General features: G+C 58.8%; 22 protein-coding genes. 7 read left to right on the top strand and 15 right to left on the bottom strand.

All coding sequences use genetic code 11. From position 1 onward, the window contains the following. Positions 1–95 precede the first annotated feature (95 nt). Positions 96–905 (bottom strand): helix-turn-helix domain-containing protein, encoded by an 810-nt coding sequence (locus AC07VO_RS05060; RefSeq protein ID WP_064616029.1) that lies wholly within the window; start codon positions 903–905, stop codon positions 96–98. A 174-nt stretch (positions 906–1,079) separates the two neighbouring features. Between AC07VO_RS05060 and AC07VO_RS05055 the strand changes: the two genes are divergently transcribed. The 5 genes from AC07VO_RS05055 (at position 1,080) to nadE (ending at position 5,305) form a co-directional block, all read left to right on the top strand. Continuing rightward, positions 1,080–2,531, top strand: coding sequence for an alanine/glycine:cation symporter family protein (locus AC07VO_RS05055; protein ID WP_064616028.1), 1,452 nt, complete (start codon positions 1,080–1,082; stop codon positions 2,529–2,531). A gap of 128 nt (positions 2,532–2,659) precedes the next feature. Further along, positions 2,660–2,917 carry a hypothetical protein gene (locus AC07VO_RS05050; protein WP_007939041.1) on the top strand — a complete coding sequence of 86 codons (258 nt, stop codon included), beginning with the start codon at positions 2,660–2,662 and terminating at the stop codon, positions 2,915–2,917. 3 nt (positions 2,918–2,920) lie between these two features. Further along, on the top strand, positions 2,921–3,082 hold the full coding sequence (locus tag AC07VO_RS05045) for a hypothetical protein (RefSeq protein ID WP_156523278.1): 162 nt from the start codon (positions 2,921–2,923) through the stop codon (positions 3,080–3,082). Between the two features lie 164 nt (positions 3,083–3,246). Beyond that, entirely contained in the window at positions 3,247–4,473 is a 1,227-nt protein-coding gene (pncB, locus tag AC07VO_RS05040) for a nicotinate phosphoribosyltransferase (protein WP_019650677.1), read from the top strand. A gap of 4 nt (positions 4,474–4,477) precedes the next feature. Then, entirely contained in the window at positions 4,478–5,305 is an 828-nt protein-coding gene (gene nadE, locus AC07VO_RS05035; RefSeq protein WP_018928484.1) for an NAD(+) synthase, read from the top strand. 71 nt (positions 5,306–5,376) lie between these two features. Here the strand turns inward: nadE and azu are convergent, their stop codons facing one another. Next, a complete protein-coding gene (azu, locus tag AC07VO_RS05030; protein WP_064616027.1) occupies positions 5,377–5,823 on the bottom strand; it encodes an azurin in 447 nt (148 codons plus the stop codon). Positions 5,824–6,168: 345 nt separating this feature from the next. Here azu and AC07VO_RS05025 point away from each other — a divergent pair, with 345 nt between their 5' ends. Beyond that, complete coding sequence (locus AC07VO_RS05025) at positions 6,169–6,756, top strand: cytokinin riboside 5'-monophosphate phosphoribohydrolase (RefSeq protein ID WP_018928486.1); 588 nt, start codon at positions 6,169–6,171, stop codon at positions 6,754–6,756. Positions 6,757–6,824: 68 nt separating this feature from the next. After that, the gene (locus AC07VO_RS05020) at positions 6,825–7,016 is read left to right on the top strand and encodes a hypothetical protein (RefSeq protein ID WP_018928487.1); all 192 of its coding nucleotides are present in this window, start codon (positions 6,825–6,827) and stop codon (positions 7,014–7,016) included. A gap of 129 nt (positions 7,017–7,145) precedes the next feature. On the opposite strand, the gene AC07VO_RS05015 is transcribed toward AC07VO_RS05020, so the two are convergent. From AC07VO_RS05015 to rnr, 13 genes are all read right to left on the bottom strand, one after another. After that, a complete protein-coding gene (locus AC07VO_RS05015; RefSeq protein ID WP_086944075.1) occupies positions 7,146–8,036 on the bottom strand; it encodes a transglutaminase family protein in 891 nt (296 codons plus the stop codon). After that, positions 8,036–10,522 (bottom strand): circularly permuted type 2 ATP-grasp protein, encoded by a 2,487-nt coding sequence (locus tag AC07VO_RS05010; protein ID WP_086944076.1) that lies wholly within the window; start codon positions 10,520–10,522, stop codon positions 8,036–8,038. Before AC07VO_RS05010 ends, AC07VO_RS05015 begins: the two co-directional genes overlap by 1 nt. Before the next feature lie 88 nt (positions 10,523–10,610). Then, entirely contained in the window at positions 10,611–13,886 is a 3,276-nt protein-coding gene (locus AC07VO_RS05005; RefSeq protein WP_064616025.1) for a transglutaminase family protein, read from the bottom strand. Positions 13,887–14,074: 188 nt separating this feature from the next. Continuing rightward, positions 14,075–14,524: a hypothetical protein gene (locus tag AC07VO_RS05000; protein ID WP_019582210.1), complete on the bottom strand. Its 450-nt coding sequence runs from the start codon at positions 14,522–14,524 to the stop codon at positions 14,075–14,077. Then, entirely contained in the window at positions 14,521–15,441 is a 921-nt protein-coding gene (gene ssp4, locus AC07VO_RS04995; RefSeq protein ID WP_064616023.1) for an Ssp4 family T6SS effector, read from the bottom strand. Before ssp4 ends, AC07VO_RS05000 begins: the two co-directional genes overlap by 4 nt. A 214-nt stretch (positions 15,442–15,655) precedes the next feature. Continuing rightward, positions 15,656–17,959 (bottom strand): YgiQ family radical SAM protein, encoded by a 2,304-nt coding sequence (locus AC07VO_RS04990; RefSeq protein WP_026286605.1) that lies wholly within the window; start codon positions 17,957–17,959, stop codon positions 15,656–15,658. Positions 17,960–18,230: 271 nt separating this feature from the next. Then, positions 18,231–19,628, bottom strand: coding sequence for a replicative DNA helicase (dnaB, locus tag AC07VO_RS04985; RefSeq protein ID WP_019650685.1), 1,398 nt, complete (start codon positions 19,626–19,628; stop codon positions 18,231–18,233). A 136-nt stretch (positions 19,629–19,764) separates the two neighbouring features. Further along, a complete protein-coding gene (gene rplI, locus AC07VO_RS04980; protein ID WP_007939577.1) occupies positions 19,765–20,211 on the bottom strand; it encodes a 50S ribosomal protein L9 in 447 nt (148 codons plus the stop codon). Positions 20,212–20,230: 19 nt separating this feature from the next. Further along, a complete protein-coding gene (locus AC07VO_RS04975; protein WP_019582207.1) occupies positions 20,231–21,124 on the bottom strand; it encodes a YybS family protein in 894 nt (297 codons plus the stop codon). Between the two features lie 36 nt (positions 21,125–21,160). Next, positions 21,161–21,391: a 30S ribosomal protein S18 gene (gene rpsR, locus AC07VO_RS04970; protein WP_002551829.1), complete on the bottom strand. Its 231-nt coding sequence runs from the start codon at positions 21,389–21,391 to the stop codon at positions 21,161–21,163. A gap of 28 nt (positions 21,392–21,419) precedes the next feature. Beyond that, positions 21,420–21,842 (bottom strand): 30S ribosomal protein S6, encoded by a 423-nt coding sequence (gene rpsF / locus AC07VO_RS04965; protein ID WP_007939579.1) that lies wholly within the window; start codon positions 21,840–21,842, stop codon positions 21,420–21,422. A 234-nt stretch (positions 21,843–22,076) separates the two neighbouring features. After that, on the bottom strand, positions 22,077–22,844 hold the full coding sequence (gene rlmB / locus AC07VO_RS04960; protein ID WP_018928494.1) for a 23S rRNA (guanosine(2251)-2'-O)-methyltransferase RlmB: 768 nt from the start codon (positions 22,842–22,844) through the stop codon (positions 22,077–22,079). Then, positions 22,841–25,471: a ribonuclease R gene (rnr, locus tag AC07VO_RS04955; protein ID WP_018928495.1), complete on the bottom strand. Its 2,631-nt coding sequence runs from the start codon at positions 25,469–25,471 to the stop codon at positions 22,841–22,843. The genes rlmB and rnr overlap by 4 nt, the downstream gene beginning before the upstream one ends. Positions 25,472–25,495: the final 24 nt, after the last annotated feature.

Raw genomic sequence — 25,495 nt, 5'->3', positions numbered from 1 at the left:
ATGTGGCAAGGAGGCTTGTCGGAACGCCGCATTGCTCCGCTGGGTCGCATAGGAGCCCCAAAACCGGCAACACGGCTGTCAGGCTCATCATGGCGTCACGCAATAACAAAGAGGCCATCAACGACTTTGGTTTGAGCGAGACGTCCGCGCAAATCATCGTCGATGGCGGGATCATCCTTACTGTACAGCCGCACCCTGCGATACGCATTGACTGGATTGATCTCCTGCCCGAGATACTCCCAAACAACCCTTGAACAGGCGGGAGTACGATGATCAGCTGCGGAAACGCCCATCTTCAAGCCATTGAGTCGAGTAATACAGCTTTTGAAGCTCGGGATAAGAATGGTTTGGCTAATCTCATTGGACGTCAGCGACTCATAATCAATGAGGAACAAGCGATCCTGTAGGTAGTAGGCAATTCCCACGTATCGATACCGCTCAAACTCCCCATCCGCACCAGTTATCTGTAAGCGTTCATTTCGTTCGTATACGAAATGCTGCCCCTCCTCATACATATGCACCAGAGAACACAGAATGGAACCGGGCTCTGTCATTGCATGGTAGTACTCGTAGTAGTAACCCGTGTGGGCTTTTAGCTGCGACGACGACTGTTGCCGAAGGTGGTCAAGCATCCGCTGCGGTGCCGTCACCTCGCTGGACGGACTGATTCGCCTTGCTTTAGCGCCGATAAGAATGATGAATTGCTCTGTCGGCAAACCTATTTCGAACTCTTCGACTCCGAAAAAATCGCAGATCCGCTTAAGGTTAAAAGGTGTGGGAAGGTTGTTTCCGCATAGATATTTATTAAATTGCCCACGATTAATTCGAAGTTTCCTACAGACTTCCGCGACGGATCGATAGTGACTACACAGCAGTCTTAAGTTAGCCGGAAGAAAATCAGACATACAAACCCATCACAATAGCGCCAGAAGACTCGAACATAGCATCAACTCGCATCATTTTTAACCAACTTGCGAAATTGCGCGCAACGATAGATGACCGGATATTACGAATCCTGAAAGCTTCAGGACGCGCTACACCATAAATCCGCCAGCACTCTCATAAGCAAGGAGCTTTGAATGCTTGACATCATCAACGACTTTCTCTCTGGTAAGGTTTTGATACCTTTAGTTCTTGGGCTGGGAAGCTATTTCACAATCCGGTCAAGATTTGTCCAGCTCCGATACTTCATCCATATGATCTCGGTATTACACGGCAGCTGGCATACCGGCAATCATCACTTGAGTTCATTGCAAGCATTGACGCTCAGCCTTGCCGGTCGCGTCGGAACCGGCAACATTGTTGGTGTCGGCATTGCCGTGAGTATGGGCGGCCCTGGTGCGGTGTTCTGGATGTGGATGACCGCTCTATTGGGGATGTCGAGTAGCTTTTTCGAATGCTCACTAGGCCAGCTCTACAAGCGCTGCGATGGAAATGGTCTATATCGTGGGGGTCCGTCCTGGTACATCCAGCATGGTCTGGGCAAACGCTGGCTCGGAACGATTGCTGCGCTCCTGCTTTTGGTGACCTTCGGATTTGCCATCAATGGCCTTGAGTCTCATGCCGTATCGCATTCTCTCAACAATGCTTTTGGTTTATCGACTACATGGTCCGGACTCACGCTGTCTTTGTTGCTGGGCATTGTGTTCGTGGGCGGTATAAAGCGCATCGCGGCGGTCGCCGACTTATTGGTTCCCCTTAAAGTTATTGCCTATATCGGTGTAACGCTTTACGTGATCGTGTTGCAAATTGACCAAGTCCCCGGAGTGCTGCTCAGCATTGTCAAAAGCGCGTTCGGACTGGATCAGGCTTTTGGCGGGCTGGTGGGCAGTGCGATCATGATGGGGGTAAGGCGCGGAGTGTTCTCCAATGAAGCAGGACTGGGCAGTGCACCTAACGTCGCCTCTGCGGCAAAAATCGCCCATCCGATAGCACAAGGTGTGGTGCAGGCGTTCAGTGTCTTCATCGATACCATCATTATTTGCACGTGTACCGCGTTGATCATTTTGCTTTCCGGTTTTTATGCTCCCGGTTTCGAAGGCGACGGAATTGCATTGGCGCAAAACTCTCTGGCAGAGGTAGTAGGCGATTGGGGTCGGGTGTTCATCAGCGTGGTACTTTCCTTGTTTGTGTTCACGGCAATGCTCTACAACTACTATCTGGGAGAAAACAGTTTACGGTTCATATTCGCGGCGCCTCATAAATCATTAATTGCGTACCGCATATCCGTATTGATGCTGGTCTTTTGGGGTTCGGTTGAGGACCTTTCCACGGTGCTCGCGTTTGCAGACATCACCATGACATTTTTGGCCTTGGTTAACCTTATTGCGATGACACTGCTATTCAACGTCTGTATGCGAATCCTGGGCGACTATGATGAACAACGTCGCACAGGAATAAAAACCCCCGTTTTTGACTCAAGCAAATTCAGCGATCTGGATCTCGATTTGATAGCTTGGCCCGCGATAAAAAATCCTCTCCCGCCGAAGAACCCTGCGGATCGGCCTCCAGCTAAAGCTCAGATCGCATAAACTTCAATTGACGCTGAACCATTGCACTTATGCAATGGTTCAGCAGATAAGCAATGCCCAGGCAACATCATCCCCCAAAAACAATTAATCGCGCCCTCATAACCCAAGCGCGCTCAAGGAGTTCGTCTGTGAATCGCTACCAGCCTCTTAAATCCAACGCATCCAACATTCCAACTTTTTATATTGATTCGTACGCCGCACCCCACCTACTATTTGAAGATGCCTGTTTCAGAATACGCGCTGCAACGAGCCTTTTAGAGGCACTGACCTCTGTAACCGTTAAAAACACTAATGACACTGACTTTTTTCGCCTGATACTTCCAGCCTATTTATTGCTACAGGACGGTGTCGACGCGCTGGACCAAATAACATTTAAAGGATTGTAAGTCATGGCCAAATCAGCGACTCATGAAATGATAAAAGCAGCAATGATCAAGGCAATTGAAATAGGGCTTATTCCTCGTCACTCCCACCTTGATGGCTATGTAAGAAGTTGGGAAAGCCTGACGCTCGTTATCCAGGCAGCGCTTGAGGCAACAGCAGATAACTGAGAAACCACAGGTGTTTGCATTTGAAGGTGCCAGCCATGTGATTATTCCACCATGAACACAAAAAAAGCTGGCAATCCTCACCGCTGATATGCGCCACTAGCCCCATTCATTGAAACAGCTGCAACGTCGCTGCCACGGGCCGCGACCCGCCTGGAGACCCCGTTATGAGCGAGAGTGTGTTTGCCGATCGCATCGTGCAGAACCTGCTCGACACCGACTTCTACAAACTGACGATGATGCAGGCGGTGCTGCACAACTACCCTAACGTGGAAGTCGAATGGGAGTTTCGTTGCCGTAACAGCGAGGATCTGCGCCCGTACCTGGCGGAGATCCGTTTCCAGATCGAGCGTCTGGCCGAGTTGAGCCTGAGCGCCGATCAGCTGAGCTTCCTGGAGCGCATCAGCTTCCTGAAACCGGACTTCCTGCGCTTTCTCGGGCTGTTCCGTTTCAATCTGCGCTATATCCACACCGGCATTGAAAACGGCGAGTTGTTCATCCGCCTGCGCGGGCCGTGGCTGCACGTGATTCTGTTCGAAGTGCCGTTGCTGGCCATGGTCAGCGAAGTGCGCAACCGCTATCGCTACCGGGAAATCGTCCTGGAACAGGCCCGTGAGCAGCTCTATCGCAAGTTCGACTGGTTGACCGCCAACGCCAGCACCGATGAATTGTCCGAGTTGCAGGTAGCCGATTTCGGCACTCGCCGGCGCTTCTCGTATCGCGTGCAGGAAGAAGTGGTGAACGTGCTCAAGCACGACTTTCCCGGTCGCTTCGTCGGCACCAGCAACGTGCACCTGTCCCGCGAGCTGGATATGAAGCCGCTGGGCACCATGGCCCACGAATGGATCATGGCCCACCAGCAACTCGGTCCGCGGCTGATCGACAGCCAGATCGCCGCCCTCGACTGCTGGGTCCGCGAGTACCGTGGCCTGCTGGGGATCGCCCTGACCGACTGCATCACTTCCGATGCGTTTCTCGGCGATTTCGACCTGTTCTTTGCCAAGCTCTTCGACGGCTTGCGTCACGACTCCGGTGACCCGGTGCTCTGGGCGGAAAAGGCCATCGCCCACTATCACAAGCTGGGCATCGACCCGATGAGCAAGACCCTGGTGTTTTCCGACAGCCTGACGTTGCCCAAGTCTCTGGAGATTTTTCGGGCGTTACGTGGTCGGATCAATGTCAGTTTCGGCATCGGCACTAACCTGACCTGCGATATTCCGGGTGTCGAACCGATGAGCATCGTGCTTAAAATGACTGCATGCAACGGCCAACCGGTGGCCAAGATTTCTGATGAGCCTGGCAAGACTCACTGCAAAGACCCGAATTTCGTCGCCTATTTGCGACACGTTTTCCAAGTACCTGCCACCCTTTCCAGTACATCAAGCAAGGAGTGAATTCATGCAAGCCGTACAGCGTGAGATTGCTGAACAGCTCAAGGTCCAACCGCCGTTCGTGGATCAACTCGCCCTTGAGGCTGAAGTCGCCCGGCGAATCACCTTCATTCAGGATTGCCTGGTCAATTCCGGGCTCAAGACCCTGGTGCTCGGTATCAGCGGCGGCGTCGATTCCCTGACCGCCGGCCTACTGGCCCAACGCGCCATCCGTGAACTGCGTGAGCGTACCGGTGATAACAGCTACAAGTTCATCGCCGTGCGCCTGCCGTACCAGACGCAGTTCGATGAACACGATGCCCAGGCCTCGGTGGACTTCATCGCCCCGGACGAACGCCACACGGTGAACATCGGCCCCGCAGTCAAATCCCTGGCCGGCGAAGTGGCAGCCTTCGAAGGTAAAGAGGCCGTCTGGGTGGATTTCGTATTGGGCAATACCAAGGCGCGGATGCGCATGGTCGCGCAATACACCATCGCCGGTGCGGCTCATGGCCTGGTGATCGGCACCGACCACGCGGCAGAAGCCGTGATGGGTTTCTTCACCAAGTTCGGTGACGGCGCCTGCGACCTCGCACCGCTGAGCGGCCTGGTGAAAAACCAGGTCCGGGCGATTGCCCGCAGCTTCGGCGCGCCAGAGTCGCTGGTGGAGAAAATCCCGACCGCCGACCTCGAAGACCTGTCGCCGGGCAAACCGGACGAAGCATCCCACGGCGTGACCTACGCCGAGATCGACGCCTTCCTGCACGGCGAACCGGTGCGCGAGGAAGCGTTCAAGATCATTTGTGATACGTACAAGAAAACACATCACAAGCGTGTGATGCCGTTCGCGCCTTGATTCTGTCCCCTGTAGAAATGAGCACAAAAAAAGCGTCCCGGGTGGACGCTTTTTTTGTGCGTTTGAATCGATTACTTCAGTGTAACCGTGCCTTTCATCATCGAGATGTGGCCCGGGAACGAGCAGAAGAAGCCGTATTTTTCGGCTGCATTGAGCTTCGACACATCGATGGTCAGAGAGTCCTTTTCGCCAGCGCCGATGACTTTGGTGTGAGCGATGACACGGGTATCACCTTCTTTCAGGTAATTCTTGTCGATGCCAGCCGACAGGCCGTCGGTGGCGATCGGCTGCATGTCAGCCTCTTTGCTGATCACCAGGTTATGGCCCATGACGTTTTTCGGCAGGCTGCCGGAGTGGGTCAGTTCAACGGTGAAGGTCTTGCAGCTTTTGTCGATTTCAATGGCCTTGGTGTTGAAGGACATCTGATCGGTGGAGTCGATGGTCGTTTTGCACTCGGCAGCCATCAATTGGCTGCTGGCCAGTGTCAGCAGGGATACCGCAACAAGTTTGGCAAACATGGTGAATCTCCAAGGCAGGGTTAACAAAAGTGCGAATGGACAGAAGACTGCCTGAAATCTTCGCAAGTTCCTATGACCTGAATCAAAAATTGTATACAACTTTCGGGCTATGACCCCCATCGAAACAATCTACCAGCCAGACGTCTGGGACGGCCCTATCATCAGGGCCATCATTACTCACCTGGAGCGCCTGTCATGTCTTTCAGCAGCTTGTTGAGCAGTTTGTTGGCCGCCTACGCCTGTGGCGCCAGTGGCACTTACGAAACACCTGAACGCGCGGTTTAACCCTTGGTACGATGCGAGCCTGCCTTTACTCTGTGGTCCTGATTGACCATGGAGCAAGGCATGTCTTTAACGTCCGTTTGTGTATTTTGCGGTGCCAGCACCGGCACCAATCCGGCTTATCGTGAGGCGGCTGTCGCCCTGGGGCGAGCATTGGCCGAGCGCAAGCTGACCCTGGTCTATGGCGGGGGCGCCGTCGGGCTGATGGGAATTGTGGCAGATGCCGCACTGGCGGCCGGCGGCGAAGTGATCGGGATCATTCCGCAGAGCCTCAAGGACAAGGAAATCGGCCACAGCGGCCTGACCCGCCTGGAAGTGGTCGACGGCATGCATGCGCGCAAGGCGCGAATGGCCGAGCTCAGCGATGCCTTCATTGCCCTGCCCGGCGGTCTGGGCACGCTGGAAGAGCTGTTCGAAGTCTGGACCTGGGGCCAGCTCGGTTATCACGGCAAACCGCTGGGTTTGCTGGAAGTGAACGGTTTCTACAGCAAGTTGACGTCTTTTCTCGATCATATCGTCGGCGAAGGCTTCGTTCGCGGGCAGCACCGTGACATGCTGCAAATGAGCGAATCACCGCAAACCCTGCTCGATGCACTGGACGCCTGGCAACCCTCGGTACCGCCAAAATGGACCGAGCAAAAACCCAGCTAACGGCTCGGTGCCGATACAGGGCAGAATATGCGCCGCTCAACCTCACCTTCGACCCCAGAGGATCGCCCATGGCTAAACCTAATTATTCCTTCGCCAAACGTCAGAGAGACTTGGCCAAGGAGCAGAAGAAAGAGGAAAAGCTTCAGCGCAAGAAAGCTACAGCTGAAGAAGAAGCAGCAGCACTGAACCCGGATGCAGAAGGTGAAGTGGCGGCAGAAGATGATGTTGAAGCACCGAAAGATCAGGCGCCCGACGCCTGAGACCCTCAGGGCCCGATGATCTGATCAGGCCCACCGGATCTGTGTCCAGGGTCAGCAACGATGTTGCTGGCCCTCACAGGCCAATTTGAAACCCTCCTCCAAAAAACACATTCCCGCATGGGGTCTGCGCTATTCCAATGGCATCACTGTCACCCGAACTTCGGGATCATGGCTGCCACCGCCCAGAATCACCCCGCGCAACGGCGACACATCGGAAAAGTCCCGGCCCCAGGCCAGGGTGATGTGCTCCAGCGCCGGTTGCACATTGTTGGTCGGGTCAAAATCCACCCAACCCAACACCGGGCAAAACACCGATACCCATGCATGCGATGCATCGGCGCCGATCAGCCTTGGCTGGCCCGGTGGGGGCTGTGTCAGCAGATAGCCACTGATGTACCGCGCCGCCAACCCACGGGAGCGCAGGCAAGCGAGCATCAAATGCGCGAAGTCCTGGCAAACCCCACGACGCCTCTCCAGCACTTCCACCAACGGCGTCGCCACTTGGGTCGCCTCGGCGTCGAAGGTGAACTCGCTGAAGATCTTCTCCATCAACGCTTGAACACCCAGCAGCAATGGCCGGCCAGCAGGAAAGCAACTTTCGGAGAACTCGACGAAACTGCGTTTCAAATGCACGTAGGGCGATTCGAAGCGGTAACGGCAGGCTTCCAGCAACGCAGGCGAGAGTGGCTGACCGCTGTAGGTCAGCGCGTTGCAGGTCGCTTCCCAGGCCGGCGATTGATCGAAATCCAGCGACGGCCGCTCCAGCACTTCGACGGTGAGCCGAGCGTTGACCAGCAATTCATCGTGGGGGCGCTCGAACGCCAACCGGGTCAGCGGATTGCCGAACACATCCAGCTCATCCCTGCGTGAAGTCGGCTGGGGACTGATCTGCAACTGCTGTTCGGTGCAGCGCTGCCAGGCACAGGCGCGCGGCCACAGATGCGCCAGTTGCTGGGCCAGGGACACCGGGCTGTCGTAGTGATAATGGGTGTCGTGGAAGATCTGGTAATGGGCACTCATCAGACGGACACCGTGCGCTGGCTGACATCATCGACATGGGCGAAATGGCGCAAGGCCAGGCGATCCGACACCTGTCCGCTGGCATCGGCGATCTCTTGCAGCAGATCCGCCAACCCCTCTATGGCGGCGTGAACACTGGCCTCGCCGAACAGCGAGTTCTCCAGGCAGCCCAGATCGAAGTGCGCCAACCGCTCCACCAACTGCAGCAGACCTGTTTCGCGCGGCGCGCCGAAGTCGTCGTTCAAGCGCTTCAACGTACGGGTCACCAGTTTCAACTGGAACAGCACCGCGTGCGGGTTTTGTTCATCGAGCAGCAACAGGTCAAGCACCGGGATCAATTGCGCCACCGCCAGGTACCGCGAGCGGTAGGTGATGCTGCTGTTACCCAGTTCCAGCAGCCATTCCAGCCCGGCCTGATCGAAAGCCCCGGCACCGCGCAAAAACGCCGCCAGACTGCCGCTGAGAAATTGCAGCCGTTCGATCCGCCGACCGATCATCAGGAAACGCCAGCCTTCGTCCCGGGTCATGTCGTCGAGGGCAAAGCCGGACAGCGCCGCCAGCGACATTACCAACCGGTTGAGGAAGTCCAGCAACTCGCCGAAATCCGGCTCTTCGGTTTCCAGCTCCATGGCCTCGCGCTGCAACTCCACCAGCGCTTGCCAGTTCTCTCGCGAGAGCTTGCCGCGTACTTGCGACGCCGCCCACTGCAAACGCTGTAGATTGGAACGCAGGCTGAACGGCCAATCATCGCCGAGCAGCGCCGCCAGCAATCGCTGCGGCAACTCACCCTCCTCCGGCAACAGATTCAGGCGTTCACCGAGATCGACCGCCGCCTCCAGGGCTTGCGGGTCATCGCCATCGACATAGCGCGCGAGCATGACCCGCAGCAGCCGCGCGCTGTCATCGCAGCGCTCGCAATAACGGCCGAACCAGAACAGGTTCTCGACCACCCGCGATGGCAGATACGGATCACGACGTACCAGATCGTGAACGCCAATGTTGCGCTGGGCTTTCCATTGTTCGCCGCTGGGTGGGCGATCGCCCAACACCCAGGTGTCTTTGCTCGCGCCGCCGCGTTGCATCGACACCGCTTCGGCATCGGCCTCGGCGGCAACCCGGGTCAGGCCACCGGGCAGCACTCGATAACCCTCCCGACTGGCCACCGCATACACGCGCATGCCGATGGCTCGCGGTTGCAACTGTCCGCCTTCGGCCTGCCAGATCGGCGCCTGGGACAGTTGCGCCAATTCTTGCGCAACATAGGCATAAGGCCGTGCCTGCATGCGCTCAGCCAGAGCCTGGCGCTGTTTTTCACTCAAATCACGCCCAAACACCGGTGCAAAGCTCTGCGACGGAAACGCCGGCTTGATCAACAGTTCCGGCAGTTTTTCCAGGGCCTGGGCCAGCACCGGCGCTTCGCCGCACCACCAAGTTGCGATGGACGGCAGGATCAACTCTTCACCGAACAGGAATTGATTGATTTTCGGCAGGAAGCCCAGCAAACCCGGCGACTCCAGCACACCGCTGCCGAGGGCGTTGGCCACCAGCACCCGACCCTGACGCACCGCTTCGAGCAGCCCTGGCACGCCAAGGGCCGAGTCGGTGCGCAGCTCCAGCGGGTCGCAGAAATCATCGTCGAGCCGACGCATGATCGCGTGAACCCGGCGCAACCCGCTCAAGGTTTTCAGATAGACCGTGGCATCGCGCACGGTCAGATCACCGCCCTCCACCAGTGGATAACCGAGCTGACGAGCCAGGTACAAGTGCTCGAAATAGCTTTCGTTGAAACGCCCCGGTGTCAGCAGGACCACCAGCGGCGCTTCATCGTCGCTCGGCGCCTGCCGGGCGAGTGTTTCCTGAAGTGTGCGGAAGAACCCGGCCAGGTGCCGCACCTTCAAGTCGCGATACAACTCGGGGAAGGCCCGGGACACGATGGTGCGATTTTCCAGGGCGTAACCGGCACCGGAGGGTGCTTGAGTCCGGTCGGCGGTCACCCACCAGCGACCGTCAGGCGTGCGCGCCAAATCCACGGCATACAGATGCAGAAAGGCCCCGTCGGGCGGTGCGATGCCCTGGCAAGGCCAGAGGAAGTTGTTATGACCGAACACCAGTTCAGCCGGCAGCAGGCCTTCGGCGATCAAGCGTTGAGGACCGTACAGGTCCGCCAGCACAGCATTGAGCAAACGCGCCCGTTGAGCGATCCCGGCCGAAAGCTGCTGCCACTCATCGGCTGCAATCACATGAGGCAACAAATCCAGCTCCCATGGCCGATCAGCGCCCTTGGGGTCGGCGTAGACGTTGTAGGTCACGCCGTTTTCCTGAATCTGTCGGGTCAGCAGCGCCTGACGCTGCACCAGTTGCGCTGGCGTGCTGCGTTGCAATTGATCGAACAGCCGCCGCCAGTGCGGGCGCACGGCGCCGCTGTTGTCGAGCAGTTCGTGATAGGTGCCCGCAGTCAACGGGTAGCAGTCAAGCAGGTCAGGCATGGAAAGCTCGTCAGACAGCAAAGAACGGTCAGACTAACGCAGGCTCATGACGCCCGGATAGACGAAAAATCCGAGCGTCGCGTACGGTTTAAAAGCGTCGCAAATCGAGTGTCATCGGCAGCTCGTCGTTGATTTCCAGTTTCGGTACAGGAAGTTTCCCAGGCGTGTGTCCGATGCGGAAGAAACGCGCCATCCGCCGGCTCTCGGCTTCATTGGCGTTCACCGGCAGGCTGTCGTAGTTGCGCCCGCCCGGATGGGCGACGTGGTACTGACAACCACCCAGCGAACGCCCCATCCAGGTGTCGAGCAAGTCGAACACCAGCGGTGCGTGGACCGGGATAGTCGGTTGCAGACAGTTGTACGGTTGCCAGGCACGGAAACGTACACCGGCGACGAACTCGCCGACCCGACCGGTAGGTTGCAACGGCACCGGGATGCCATTGCAGGTCAGCAGATAACGTTGCGGCGGCAACCCCGTCAGCTTGACCTGCAAACGTTCCAGGGACGAATCCACATAACGCACCGTACCGCCCGCGCTGCCCTCTTCGCCCAACACATGCCAGGGCTCCAGCGCCTGACGCAATTCCAGTTCGATACCGCTGACGGCGTAGTCGCCGACCTTGGGAAAACGGAACTCCAGATGCGCCGCGAACCACTCGGCCTGCACCGGATAACCGGCGGCATTCAGGTCGACGATTACATCGGCGAAATCCTGCTCGATAAAGTGCGGCAGCAAGAACCGGTCGTGCAGTTCGGTGCCCCAGCGCGCCAGTTTCGGCGGCGCATAAGGCTCGCGCCAGAACCGCGCCACCAGCGCCCGCAACAACAACTGCTGAGCCAGGCTCATGCGCGCATGGGGCGGCATTTCAAAGGCTCGCAGTTCCAGCAAGCCAAGGCGTCCGGTGGCGCCGTCCGGTGAATAGAGTTTGTCGATGCAGAACTCGGCGCGGTGGGTGTTGCCAGTCACGTCGATCAGCAAATTGCGCAACAAGCGATCCACCAGCCATGGTGGGCATTCTTCGCCCGGCTCCGGCATCTGGGCGAAGGCGATTTCCAGTTCATACAGCGAATCGTTGCGCGCTTCGTCCACCCGCGGTGCCTGGGATGTCGGGCCGATGAACAGCCCGGAAAACAGGTAGGACAAGGACGGGTGGTTATGCCAGTAGCTGATCAGGCTGCGCAGCAGGTCGGGACGGCGCAGAAACGGTGAGTCAGCCGGGGTCGCGCCCCCCAGGACGAAATGGTTACCGCCGCCGGTGCCGGTGTGCCGGCCGTCGATCATGAATTTCTCGGTGGTCAGCCGGGTCTGGCGCGCCTCTTCGTAAAGAAACTCGGTACGTTCCACCAACTCGTCCCAGGTAGCGGACGGCTGGACGTTGACCTCGATCACGCCCGGATCCGGGGTAATGCGAAAGTTGCTCAGACGCGGATCGCTCGGCGGTTCATAGCCTTCCAGCAATACCGGGCAATGCAGTTCCTCGGCGGTGGCTTCGATGGCGGCGACCAGTTCCAGGTAGTCCTCGACCCGCTCCAGTGGCGGCATGAACAGGTACAACCGACCTTCACGTGCTTCGGCGCAGAACGCGGTGCGGGTCAGCCAGTCGGCGGACTGGTCGATCTCGGGCACACGTTCGTCGGCCGTTTTCGGTTGAGCGTGATTCCGTAGCTGGTCGGTGTCCGGTAGCGCCGGGAAATCCTGATTCGGGTCCGTGGGATGAATGAATGGGTACTCCGCAGCTTTCACCCAAGGCTGCGAACCGAGCGGCAAGCGATAACCCAGTGGCGAATCCCCCGGCACCAACCGGCAGTGTTCCTCGCGCAGGTACCAGCGACCGCTTTGCCATTGATCGCCCTTGGCGGTACGCGCCAGCGGCAGGACCTGACCGATGACCTTGTCCAGGCCTTGGCTGAAGACTTTGCGCAGGCGCGCACGCTCCAGAGGTTCTTCCAGGCGTGAGTCTTCGGCGCTGACGTTCTGCGGTAAAGCGCCTTCGCGCCAGAGGTAATAGAAATTGTCTTCGTAGGCCGGGAACACGAAGCGTGTCGGAATTTTCAAGCGTTCGGCGACACTCGCCAGGAAACGCCCGGCCAGTTCGCCATCGGCGCCGTAATCTTCCCGCTCGTCGGCAATCAGCGCGCTGTTATGCCAGATCGGCACGCCATCGCGGCGCCAATAGCAGTTCAGCGACCAGCGCGGCAGTTGCTCGCCGGGGTACCACTTGCCTTGACCGAAATGTACCAGGCCCTTGGGCGCGTAATGCTTGCGCATGCGCTGGAACAGTTCGGCTGACAGCCGACGCTTGTCTGGCCCGAGCGCGGCGGTGTTCCACTCGGCGCCGTCCGGGTCATCAATGGAAACGAACGTCGGCTCGCCGCCCATGGTCAGGCGCACGTCACCTTCGAGCAAATCAGCATCGATCTGCCGGCCCAATGCCTGAATCGCCAGCCATTGGTCTTCGGTGTAGGGTTTGGTAACCCTTGGCGCTTCCCAAATCCGCTCGACCGACATTTCGTGGGTGAATTCGCACTCGCACGGTTCCACCAAACCACTGATCGGTGCCGCAGAGGATGGGTCGGGGCTGCACGCCAACGGAATGTGTCCCTCACCGGCAAACAACCCTGAGGTTGCGTCCAGGCCGATCCAGCCGGCACCGGGCAAATAGACTTCGCACCAGGCATGCAGGTCAGTGAAATCCACTTCGGTGCCCGAGGGACCGTCGAGGCTTTTGACGTCGGCGGTCAGCTGGATCAGATAACCGGAGACGAATCGCGCCGCCAGGCCGAGGTTGCGCAGCAATTGCACCAGCAACCACGCCGAGTCGCGGCAGGAGCCGGAGGCCTGTTCGAGGGTGTATTCCGGAGTCTGTACGCCAGGCTCCATTCGAATCAGGTAACCGATGTCTTCGCTCAGGCGCTGGTTGATCGCGACGAGGAAATCCACGCTGGGCAGCGGCGTGCGGTCGATGCCGTCCAGATAGGCCTTGAATGTCGGCGTCAGCGGCAAGGTTTCCAGGTACGGCGCCAGTTCTTTGCGCTCATCCGCTGCATAAGCGAAAGGGATCTTCTCGGCGTAGGGCTCGAGGAAGAAGTCGAAGGGATTGAAGACTGCCATCTCGGCCAGCAGGTCGACCTCGATCCTCAGTTCATCGGTTTTCTCCGGGAACACCAACCGCGCCAGGTAATTGCCCTGAGGGTCTTGTTGCCAGTTGATGAAATGCTGCTCGGGCGAGACTTTCAGCGCATAGGACAGTATCCGCGTGCGACTGTGGGCAGCCGGGCGCAAGCGAACGATCTGCGGACCGAGCTCGACGGCGCGGTCGTAGCGGTAATGCGTGACGTGATGCAATGCGACATGAATCGACACGGCGGCCTCCTGCGAGCCAGGGCATAGACACAAAGCGCGCAAGACTTATGCCAGAGCGGCGGTCATTGCGCTTTATCAACAGACCCGGTGCAGTACAGCACCAAAACGGCGCCGTGGCCGCGGTTATGGTGCGAGAGTTGCACATATTTGTGGCGCACGTGTGAAGGGCGGGGCCCGAATCTACCCAACTAACGGGCTTTGTGCTTTGCAATAACAGCTTGGCGCAAGTGACGTACTTCAAGCAGCTTCTGGCGCATCTCGCGGTGACGCTTGCTGTTGAGCAGCAATAGCGCCAGCAATGGGAACAACAACGTCACAGCATAAGTCAGGGGATGCACCTCATATGCAATGGTGGGCAATACCCCAAGAAAACAAAGGGCCAGAAGCACAACCAGAGGCCGCACCCAATGCGGACGACCGCGCGCGACCATGAAATGGCAGTGCACGACAATGAGGGTCAGCGCGATCCCCCCGAAAAACGAGTACTTGGTGTTGTCAGCCAACGGAAGGCTTCGAAAATAGCTTTCGAAAAACAAAGGCACCGCAAAGACCAGGGTAAAAATTGACGCGAATATTGCCCCCATGAAGACCGGGAAATACTTCGATAGAAAATTGCGAATGCTGGGCAGCTCATTCATTGCTCAGCCTCCTCGTACAGACCTACGGCAATGGTGCGGACATTCCCCGAAATTGCACTGCCGGTAAAACCGATAGCGGCGCCCAAGGCGTCTTTTATCTGAGTGACCGTTGCATTCTTGACCTCGGTGGGTGTGAAACGCTTGGGCAATTCGCCCGACAACTGCTTCAACTTGATCATCTTCGACGTCAAGCGCGGGTCGTTGATGCTCAATAGTTCTTTGGTCAGTTTGGCACGCTCCTGTCGATTCAGCCCCCTGAGCACTTCCCTGACACTTTTCCCGGTCGTGGCCTTATTCAGCCTGACCAGTTTGAGCGCTGTCAGCGTGGATGCGCCTACCCCGACCAAGGACGCAGCATCCAGCGCAATCATGGTGTACTGGTACCACTCTTCGCTGTCGAGCTCATCGTTACGGGCGGGGTTGACGATCTCATTGCGGGTCCGATAGCCGCTGGCAAAACACTGCACTGAGCTGGCAGCCGCAGCGGTATAACCGAGCGCAGCGACCACCGTACTTGCCCCTGCCGAAAACGGAATAGCCACGGAACCACTGAGCACTACGATCCAGCCGATCACTGCACCCGCGCACGATAAGCTGGTGTTGACTGCCTCACCAACCAGGCGCGATTCGCGCGGATTGTCCTGCACCTGCTGGGCGAATTGCGCAGGCGCAATGTACTTCTGCGCCTCGCGCAAAATGATCCGCTTGGGCTTGATGCTGCAAATCGGCTTGAACTCGCGCAGGGTCACTACGTTGAACTCAGCGTCAATGTACACCACGCCCGCGCCGACGATTCCGGGGTCGGCGTCAATGGCGGCGAACAGGCGTGGCAGGTTGATCTGGCTTTCGATGCGTTGGCGGGCCATGAACTGGGAGGGGCTGTAATCCATGCCGATGCCCGGTAAGGGGTTGCTCATGTGAATCGTCCTTGAGAATCGGGGGTGAGATCTTTATTGCCCGTGCCGCCGTCATCGCGGGCGAGCCCGGCTCCCACAGGATTGGGCGTTATACAGGGAAATCGGTTGTCCGGGCAGCCGTTGAAGTGCGCGCCACCTTAGCAAACAGGCCGCACACTCGCTAGAAAACAAAACGCCAGCACTAAGGCTGGCGTTTTGCGATATGGCGCGGAGATTAACGCGGCACGACCGGCTTGCGCGCAGGCTTCGGCCCCTTGCCTTTGGCCGCGTCCTTACGCTCCTTGGCAGCCTGCTGGTTGCGGGCGAATGCCGCCGCCTTGGCCTGTTCACGCTTGTCCCACGGGTTACCGCCATCGCTGGCACGCGGTGGCAGGCCGGTGTGCTGGGTCAGGATCTTGGTGGTCGTTTCCTTGGCCACTTTGTGGCTGCCAGCCGGCGTCGAGTTCTTGCGACGGGCGCTCTGGTAGCTGTCGGTCGCTGGCTGATGCAACGGGATCAACTGGTTCTTGCCCGGCCCGATCAGGTCGGCGCGGCCCATGCGGGTCAGCGCTTCACGCAGCATCGGCCAGCCTTTCGGGTCGTGATAACGCAAGAACGCTTTGTGCAGGCGACGCTGCTCTTCGCTCTTGACGATGGTCACGCCGTCGCTCTTGTAAGTGACCTTGCGCAGCGGGTTCTTGCCCGAGTGGTACATCGCGGTGGCGGTGGCCATCGGCGACGGGTAGAACGCCTGCACCTGGTCGGCACGGAAACCGTTGCCCTTGAGCCACAGGGCCAGGTTCATCATGTCTTCGTCGGTGGTGCCCGGGTGAGCGGCGATGAAGTACGGAATCAGGTACTGCTCTTTCCCGGCTTCCTTGGTGTACTTCTCGAACATGCGCTTGAACTTGTCATAGCTGCCGATGCCCGGTTTCATCATCTGGTTGAGCGGACCTTCCTCGGTGTGTTCCGGGGCGATCTTCAGGTAACCACCGACGTGGTGGGTCACCAGCTCCTTGACGTATTCCGGCGACTCGACCGCAAGGTCGTAGCGCAGGCCGGAGGCGATCAGGATCTTCTTCACACCCGGCAAGGCCCGGGCGCTGCGATAGAGCTGGATCAGCGACGAGTGATCGGTGTTGAGGTTCGGGCAAATGCCAGGGAACACGCATGAAGGCTTGCGGCACGCGGATTCGATTTCCGGGGTCTTGCAGGCGATGCGGTACATGTTCGCGGTCGGGCCGCCGAGGTCGGAAATGACGCCGGTGAAGCCCGGTACCTTGTCGCGGATCTCTTCGATTTCGCGAATAATCGACTCTTCGGAACGGTTCTGGATGATCCGGCCTTCGTGCTCGGTGATCGAGCAGAAGGTGCAGCCGCCGAAGCAGCCACGCATGATGTTCACCGAGAAACGGATCATCTCGTAGGCCGGGATCTTTTCCTTGCCGTACGCCGGGTGCGGAACGCGCGCGTAAGGCATGCCGAACACGTAGTCCATTTCTTCGGTGGTCATCGGAATCGGCGGCGGGTTGAACCAGACGTCTACCTCGCCATGCTTTTGCACCAACGCACGGGCGTTGCCCGGGTTGGTTTCCAGGTGCAGCACGCGGTTGGCGTGAGCGTAAAGCACCGCATCGCCACGGACTTTTTCAACCGACGGCAGACGAATGACGGTCTTGTCGCGAGTCATTTTCGGGCTGGCCAGGATCTGTACGACCTTAGCCTCGCCAGGGTCTTCAACCGGCCCCTTTTCCTGCTCGATGGCGCAGGCGGCGGTGTCCTGGGTGTTGACGTACGGGTTGATGATCTTGTCGATCTTGCCCGGACGGTCGATGCGCGTGGAATCGACTTCGTACCAGCCTTGCGGCGTATCACGGCGGATGAACGCGGTGCCGCGCACATCGGTGATGTCTTCGATCTTGTGGCCGTAGGACAGGCGCTGGGCGACTTCGACGATCGCACGCTCGGCGTTGCCGTAGAGCAGGATGTCGGCGCAGGCGTCGATCAGGATCGAGTTACGCACCCGATCCTGCCAGTAATCGTAGTGGGCGATGCGGCGCAGGGAGGCTTCGATGCCGCCGAGCACAATCGGCACGTGCTTATAGGCTTCCTTGCAGCGCTGGCTGTAAACCAGGCTCGCGCGGTCCGGACGTTTGCCTGCCAGGCCACCGGGGGTGTAGGCGTCGTCGGAACGGATTTTCTTGTCGGCGGTGTAGCGGTTGATCATCGAGTCCATGTTGCCGGCCGCGACACCGAAAAACAGGTTCGGCTCGCCGAGCTTCATGAAGTCGTCTTTGGACTGCCAGTTCGGCTGCGCGATGATCCCGACGCGGAAGCCCTGGGCCTCCAGCAGCCGGCCGATGATCGCCATGCCGAACGACGGATGGTCGACGTAGGCATCACCGGTGACGATGATGATGTCGCAGGAATCCCAGCCGAGCTGATCCATCTCCTCCCTGCTCATGGGCAGGAATGGCGCTGGCCCGAAACATTCGGCCCAGTACTTGGGATAGTCAAATAACGGCTTGGCTGCTTGCATGTCGATAACCGGTGTTGGCTTTCATTGAATTTCGCGGGCGCGGAATATAGCACAAATTTTGACCAATTCCGACGGCTATGGTCGGAAATCGGTGGAGCTGTTTTCGCAAAAATCCCGGGGCTACATATAACCCTTGTGGCGAGGGGGCTTGCCCCCGTTGGGCTGCGAAGCGGGCCCCATAGTTTATCTGTGATACCGCAAATTCAGGATCTACGACTGCTTCGCAGCCGAACGGGGCGGTGCGGCGTTCCGACAGGCCCCCTCGCCACAGTTATTCATCGTCGTCGAAGTTGTAGCTACCCGGCGCCAGGTTTTCAAATCGGGTGTATTTGCCGATGAAGGCCAGGCGGATAAAGCCGATCGGGCCGTTACGCTGCTTGCCGATGATGATTTCGGCAATGCCTTTGTGTTCGGTTTCCGGGTGATACACCTCGTCCCGGTAAACGAACATGATCACGTCGGCGTCCTGCTCGATCGCTCCCGATTCCCGCAAGTCGGAGTTCACCGGGCGCTTGTTCGGGCGTTGCTCCAGGGAACGGTTGAGCTGGGACAGTGCCACCACCGGGCAGTTGAATTCCTTGGCCAGGGCTTTCAGGGACCGGGAGATCTCGGAAATCTCGTTGGTCCGGTTGTCACCACTGGACCCCGGGATCTGCATCAGTTGCAGGTAGTCGATCATGATCAGACCGATCTCACCGTGCTCACGCACCAGACGACGGGTCCGGGCGCGCATTTCCGAGGGGCTGATACCCGCCGTGTCGTCGATGAACAACTTGCGATCATTGAGCAGGTTGACCGCCGACGTCAGGCGTGGCCAGTCGTCGTCTTCCAGGCGACCGGCCCGGACCTTGGTCTGGTCGATACGACCGAGGGACGACAGCATACGCATGATCAGCGATTCGCCTGGCATCTCGAGGGAGTAAACCAGGACAGCCTTCTCGCTGCGCAGCACGGCGTTTTCCACCAGGTTCATCGCAAAGGTGGTTTTACCCATGGACGGACGGCCGGCGACGATGATCAGGTCGGCCGGTTGCAGGCCACTGGTCTTCTCGTCGAGGTCGGTGTAACCAGTGGACAGGCCGGTGATCGAGTTGTCGGTGTTGAACAAGGTGTCGATGCGGTCGATGGCCTTGGTCAGCAGGTCGTTGACGCTGACCGGGCCGCCGGTTTTCGGACGAGCCTCGGCAATCTGGAAGATCTGCCGTTCGGCCTCGTCGAGAATCTCGGCGGCGGTGCGGCCTTCAGGGTTGAAAGCGCTGTCGGCGATTTCGGTACTGATGCCGATCAACTGGCGCAGGGTTGCCCGCTCGCGAACGATCTGGGCATAGGCCTTGATGTTGGCGACGGACGGCGTGTTTTTTGCCAGTTCGCCAAGGTAACCGAGACCGCCGACCTGGGACGTCTGACCTTCCTTGTCCAATTGCTCGGCCAGGGTCACGACGTCGATTGGCTGGTTCTGGTCCGCCAGTTTGGCGATGGCCCGGAAGATCAGGCGGTGGTCATGCCGATAGAAATCGCCGTCGGAGACTTGATCGAGCACGCGTTCCCAGGCGTTGTTGTCCAGCATCAACCCACCGAGCACGGCCTGTTCGGCCTCGATGGAATGCGGCGGCACCTTCAGGGCAGCGGTTTGCAGATCGTATTGCTCGGGAGCGGAGATATCGTTCATGGCCACTTGGTTTATTCAGGAGAAGCAGAGGTTGTGAAAATCAGGAACTGCAGAAAGACAAAGGGCACGACCTGTAAACAGGATCGTGCCCGATGTTACCGGCAAGCACCCGAGGGTGCCAGCCGACAAGTGCTGCTTAAGCTGCTACCACGACAACGCGTACGGTGGCTTCAACTTCGGCGTGCAGGTGCACGGCTACGTCGAATTCGCCTACGTTGCGGATAGTGCCGTTCGGCAGACGAACTTCGCTTTTTGCAACTTCAACGCCAGAGGCGGTCAGTGCATCAGCGATGTCGTGGGTGCCGATCGAACCGAACAGCTTGCCTTCGTCACCGGCGGTGGCAGTGATAGTCACTTCCAGCTCAGCCAGTTGGGCGGCGCGGCTTTCAGCCGATGCTTTACGGTCTGCTGCGGCTTTTTCCAGCTCAGCGCGACGCTCTTCGAACGCAGCCAGGTTGGCTGGGGTCGCAGCGGTAGCTTTGCCGTATGGCAGCAGGTAGTTACGACCGTAACCAGCCTTAACGTTCACTTTGTCACCCAGGTTGCCCAGGTTGGTGACTTTTTCCAGAAGGATCAGTTGCATGTGAAAATCCTCTTAACTTTTAACCTTCACCGTTCGCGCTATCGGCATCTTTCGGTGCCGAACGACCGCGAAAATCAATCAGGCTGTCGACGATGGCCAGAACCACCAGCAACGGATAGATCAGCTGCATGAACAGCAACAGCGTGACGTACAACCCCACCAGCCAGAACTTGGCCAGTCGCTTTTGCGCCACCAGCCCGTGAATCAGGGCCAGCCCGGCGAACACCAGCGGTACGCTGCACAACGGCGTCAACATGGCCATCTGCGGGCCAAGATTTGGCCCCAGAAGCATTAACGCCAGCAGCAACATCGCCGGTCCCAGCGGGATTCGGATGGCGCGAAACTCGCGACCAAAACCACCCGGGTTGTACAACAACGCCTGCCAGTAGCGCCCGACAATCAGGCTCAGCACACTGACGATTTGCAACAACGCCGCAATCAGGCCAGTCAGGACCGGTGCAATCAGGGACGCAAAGCGCGCTTGCTCGTCTACCGACAATTGCTGGTAGACCTCACCGAGTAGCGACGGCATGACTTTTATCAAAGCCTGCGCCAGCATCTCGATCTGGGGCGCAAAAGCCGCCCCCAGCACCACTGAAAACACCAATCCCATCGCTATGCTGACCAGCAGCACGCGGTTCCAGGACTCGCTTGCGCGCAAAACCAACGCAAGGCTCGAAGACCCCAGCAGCACCAGAAGTGCCCGTGGATCATCGAAGAAAAGCCACCAGATCAACGCCGGCAGCAGTCCCAGAGCAAGTACGCCAACGGCGTCCTTCAATCCGCGCCGCAGGAGCACAAGGCATCCAGCGGCAGCACCCAACCAATACAACAACGGCAATGTTGCGCATCCGGCCACTACCAGAGTGGCCTGCATACGGCCGCGCATGATGAACTCAGCTAAGGCGCGCATGCATTCAATCCTTTGCTACGTGTCGACTGCCCGGTCTCAGCGGCCGTGGCTGTCGGTGTAGGCCAGCAGGGCCAGGAAGCGGGCGCGCTTGATAGCGGTGGCCAGCTGACGCTGATAACGTGCTTTGGTACCGGTGATGCGGCTTGGAACGATTTTGCCGGTCTCGGATACGTAAGCTTTCAGAGTGTTGAGATCTTTGTAATCGATCTCTTTCACGTCTTCAGCGGTGAAGCGGCAGAATTTACGACGACGGAAGAAACGTGCCATGTAATAGGCTCCTCAAAAGGTCCGTGGATTACTCGTCAGCGTTATCGCTGTTGTCGCTGTCATCACTGTCAACGCCTTCAGCGTCGGAGTGCTCAGGACGGTCGCGACGCTCACGGCGCTCACTGCGGTTTTCTTCAGCCTTGAGCATCTCGGATTGGCCGGTAACGGCTTCTTCGCGACGGATGACCAGGTTACGGATCACTGCATCGTTGTAGCGGAAGTTGTCTTCCAGCTCGGCCAGGGCCTTGCCAGTGCACTCAACGTTCAGCATCACGTAGTGAGCCTTGTGAACATTGTTGATTGCGTAGGCCAGTTGACGACGGCCCCAATCTTCCAGACGGTGGATTTTGCCGCCGTCTTCTTCGATCAGCTTGGTGTAACGCTCAACCATGCCGCCGACTTGCTCGCTTTGATCCGGGTGGACCAAAAAGATGATTTCGTAATGACGCATGAATGCTCCTTACGGGTTGTAGCCTGCCGCTCAAAAGCGGTCAGACAAGGAGTGAATGACACTTATGGACTTGCTTGCGATAGACACATGCGTGCCTGCCGTCACAGCAAGGGGCGCAATTGTAGAGAAGGGTCGAGGGAGGTGCAAGGCAATTGGTGATTATTTGAACAATCACTTCGACTGGAAAGCCGAACACTTGCAGGAGCCGCCTGCGGCGACTCCTGCAGAGGAGCCTCAGGACTTTTTGGCGGTCCCGGCGGCTTTGACGCCACGCTGGCGCAGCGCTTCGAACAGGCAGACGCCGGTGGCGACGGACACGTTGAGGCTGCTGACGCTGCCAGCCATCGGCAGGCGCACCAAATAGTCGCAAAGGTCGCGAGTCAGGCGGCGCATGCCGCTACCTTCGGCCCCCATGATCAGGATGGTCGGCCCCGTCAGGTCCTGCTGATACAGATCCTGTTCAGCCTCGCCCGCCGTACCGACGACCCACAAGCCGCGCTGCTTGAGTTTTTCCAGGGTGCGCGCCAGGTTGGTCACGGCGACCAACGGAATCACCTCCGCCGCGCCACAAGCAACTTTTCGAACCGTCGGGGTCAGCGTGGCTGATTTGTCCTTCGGCACGATCACCGCCAGCGCGCCGGCCGCATCGGCCGAACGCAGGCAAGCGCCGAGGTTGTGCGGATCGGTCACGCCGTCGAGCACCAGCAGCAAAGGCGCGCCTTCGGTGCGATCGAGCAGCTCGTCGAGCATCGCCTCGCCCCAGACCTGGCTCGGGCTCACGTCCGCCACCACGCCCTGGTGCACGCCTTCAACCCAGGCGTCCAGCTCGCGACGCTCTGCCTGACCGACGGCCACGCGATTTTCGGCAGCGAGTTCGATCAGCGTCTGAACGCGCGGATCGCTGCGGCCTTCAGCCAGCCAGATCTGCTTGACGCGTTTTGGGTGGTGACGCAGCAACGCTTCTACCGCGTGCACGCCGTAGATCTTTTCCAACTGACTCATGACTTGGCCTTAGGTTTACGCGCCCCGCCGCTTCTGGCGGCTGGAGCGGAACCCGCTTTTGGCGGGCCTTTACGGTGTTTGCTCGGTTTGGCTGGCTTGCCGCCGGAGGCCTTGTCAGGCGCCGACCGCCCGGTCTTTCCCCCAGACGCCGCTTTACCGCCGCTTTTCGCTTCAGACAGCAATGCCTGTTTCATTTCACGACTTTTGCGCAACTCGGCATTTTTTGCCGCCGCATCGCTCGGACGATAGGCCTCGACGGCCTTTTCCTTGGCCGGACGACGCCCGGCCTTGGCCAGTACTGGCTCGGCAGCTGTTTTGATAGCAGGCGCCGCGGTTTCAGTGCCGCGCTTTTTGCGACCGATCGGTGCGCTGATGGTTTTTTCAGCCATCTCGAAGTCGATCTTGCGCTCGTCGAGGTCGACGCGCATGACGCGCACTTCAACGGTGTCGCCCAAGCGGAAGCTACGACCGGTACGCTCACCGGCGAGGCGATGGTGCACAGGATCGAAGTGGTAGTAGTCACCCGGCAGCGCGGTGACGTGCACCAGGCCTTCGACGTAAATATCGGTCAGTTCGACGAACAGGCCGAAACCGGTCACGGCGGTGATCACCCCCGGGAACGATTCGCCCACACGGTCTTTCATGAACTCGCACTTGAGCCAGTTCACTACGTCGCGAGTGGCTTCGTCGGCACGGCGCTCGCTCATCGAGCACTGCTCGCCGAGCTGCTCCAGGGTCGCTTCGTCGTACGGATAGATCCGCGCTTTCGGAATGGTCATCGCACCGGCACGGCGAACGTGCGGGGTGTCCATTTTCGAATGGATGACGCTGCGAATCGCCCGGTGCGTGAGCAAGTCCGGGTAGCGGCGAATAGGCGAAGTGAAGTGGGTATAGGCTTCGTAATTCAGGCCGAAGTGGCCCTGGTTATCGGCGCTGTACACCGCTTGGCTCAACGAACGCAGCATGACGGTCTGGATCAGATGGAAATCCGGACGATCCTTGATGCCCGCGAGCAAAGCCTGGTAATCCTTCGGCGACGGACCGTCCTTGCCTTTGTGCAGGGACAGGCCGAGCTCGCCGAGGAAGGCGCGCAGTTTTTCCAGACGCTCCGGCGGCGGGCCGTCGTGGACGCGATACAACGCAGGGATTTCGTGCTTCTTCAGGAATTCGGCGGTGGCCACGTTGGCCGCCAGCATGCATTCCTCAATCAGTTTGTGAGCATCGTTGCGAACGGTCGGACGGATTTCGGCAATCTTGCGCTCGGAACCGAAGATGATCCGGGTTTCCTGGGTTTCGAAATCGATCGCGCCGCGCACGTGACGAGCCGCCAGCAGAACCTTGTACAGCGCATACAGCTGCTTGAGGTGCGGCAGAACGTCGGTGTATTCACCACGAAGCTGACGCGCTTCGGTGGCTTTCGGCGTTTCCAGCATGGCGCTGACCTTGTTGTAGGTCAGGCGGGCATGGGAGTGAATCACCGCTTCGTAGAAGCAGTAGTCGGTCATTTCGCCGGATTTGGAGATGGTCATCTCGCAAACCATGGCCAGGCGATCGACGTGCGGGTTCAGCGAGCACAGGCCGTTGGACAACTGCTCAGGCAGCATCGGCACCACGCGCTCGGGGAAGTACACCGAGTTGCCGCGAACCTGGGATTCGTTATCCAGCGCCGAACCGATTTTCACGTAGCTGGAAACGTCGGCAATCGCCACGTACAACTTCCAGCCACCGGAGAACAGGCGCAGCTTGCCCGGTTTGGCTTCGCAGTAGACCGCGTCATCGAAGTCGCGCGCATCTTCACCGTCGATGGTCACGAACGGCAGATGACGCAGGTCGATGCGCTTCTCTTTGTCTTTCTCTTCGACTTCAGGCTTGAGCTTGGCGGCTTCTTTCAAGACCGCTTCAGGCCAGACGTGCGGAATATCGTAGGTGCGCAGGGCAACATCGATTTCCATGCCCGGTGCCATGTAGTTGCCCACCACCTCGACCACGTCGCCTTGCGGCTGGAAGCGTGGCGTCGGCCAGTGAGTGATCTTCACTTCAACGAACTGACCGATCTGCGCGTTGGCATTGCGACCTGGCGTCACCAGCACTTCTTGCTGGATCTTCGGATTGTCTGCGACGACGAAACCGATACCGCCCTCCTCGAAGTAACGACCGACGATGCTCTCGTGAGCACGGGACACCACTTCGACAATCATGCCTTCGCGGCGACCGCGACGGTCGAGGCCAGAAACACGTGCCAGGGCACGGTCGCCATCGAACACCAGGCGCATTTGCGCCGGGCTCATGAACAGGTCGTCACTGCCGTCGTCCGGGACCAGGAAGCCGAAACCGTCACGGTGACCGCTGATGCGGCCCAGGATCAGGTCGAGCTTGTCCACCGGCGCATAAGTGCCGCGACGGGTGTAGATGAGTTGAGCGTCGCGCTCCATGGCGCGCAGGCGGCGGCGCAGGGCTTCGATCTGGTCTTCTGTGGTCAGACCAAACTCTTCGACCAGCTGCTCGCGGTTAGCAGGCGAACCTCGATCAGCAAGGTGCTGAAGGATCAGTTCGCGGCTAGGAATAGGGTTTTCATATTTTTCCGCTTCACGAGCGGCCTCGGGATCGAGGGACTGCCAATCGGCCATTAGAGAGTTTTCACCTTGTCTATA

This window comes from Pseudomonas sp. GW821-FHT03E01 (genome assembly GCF_059420765.1).
This window is presented reverse-complemented; position numbering and strand designations above follow the sequence as displayed.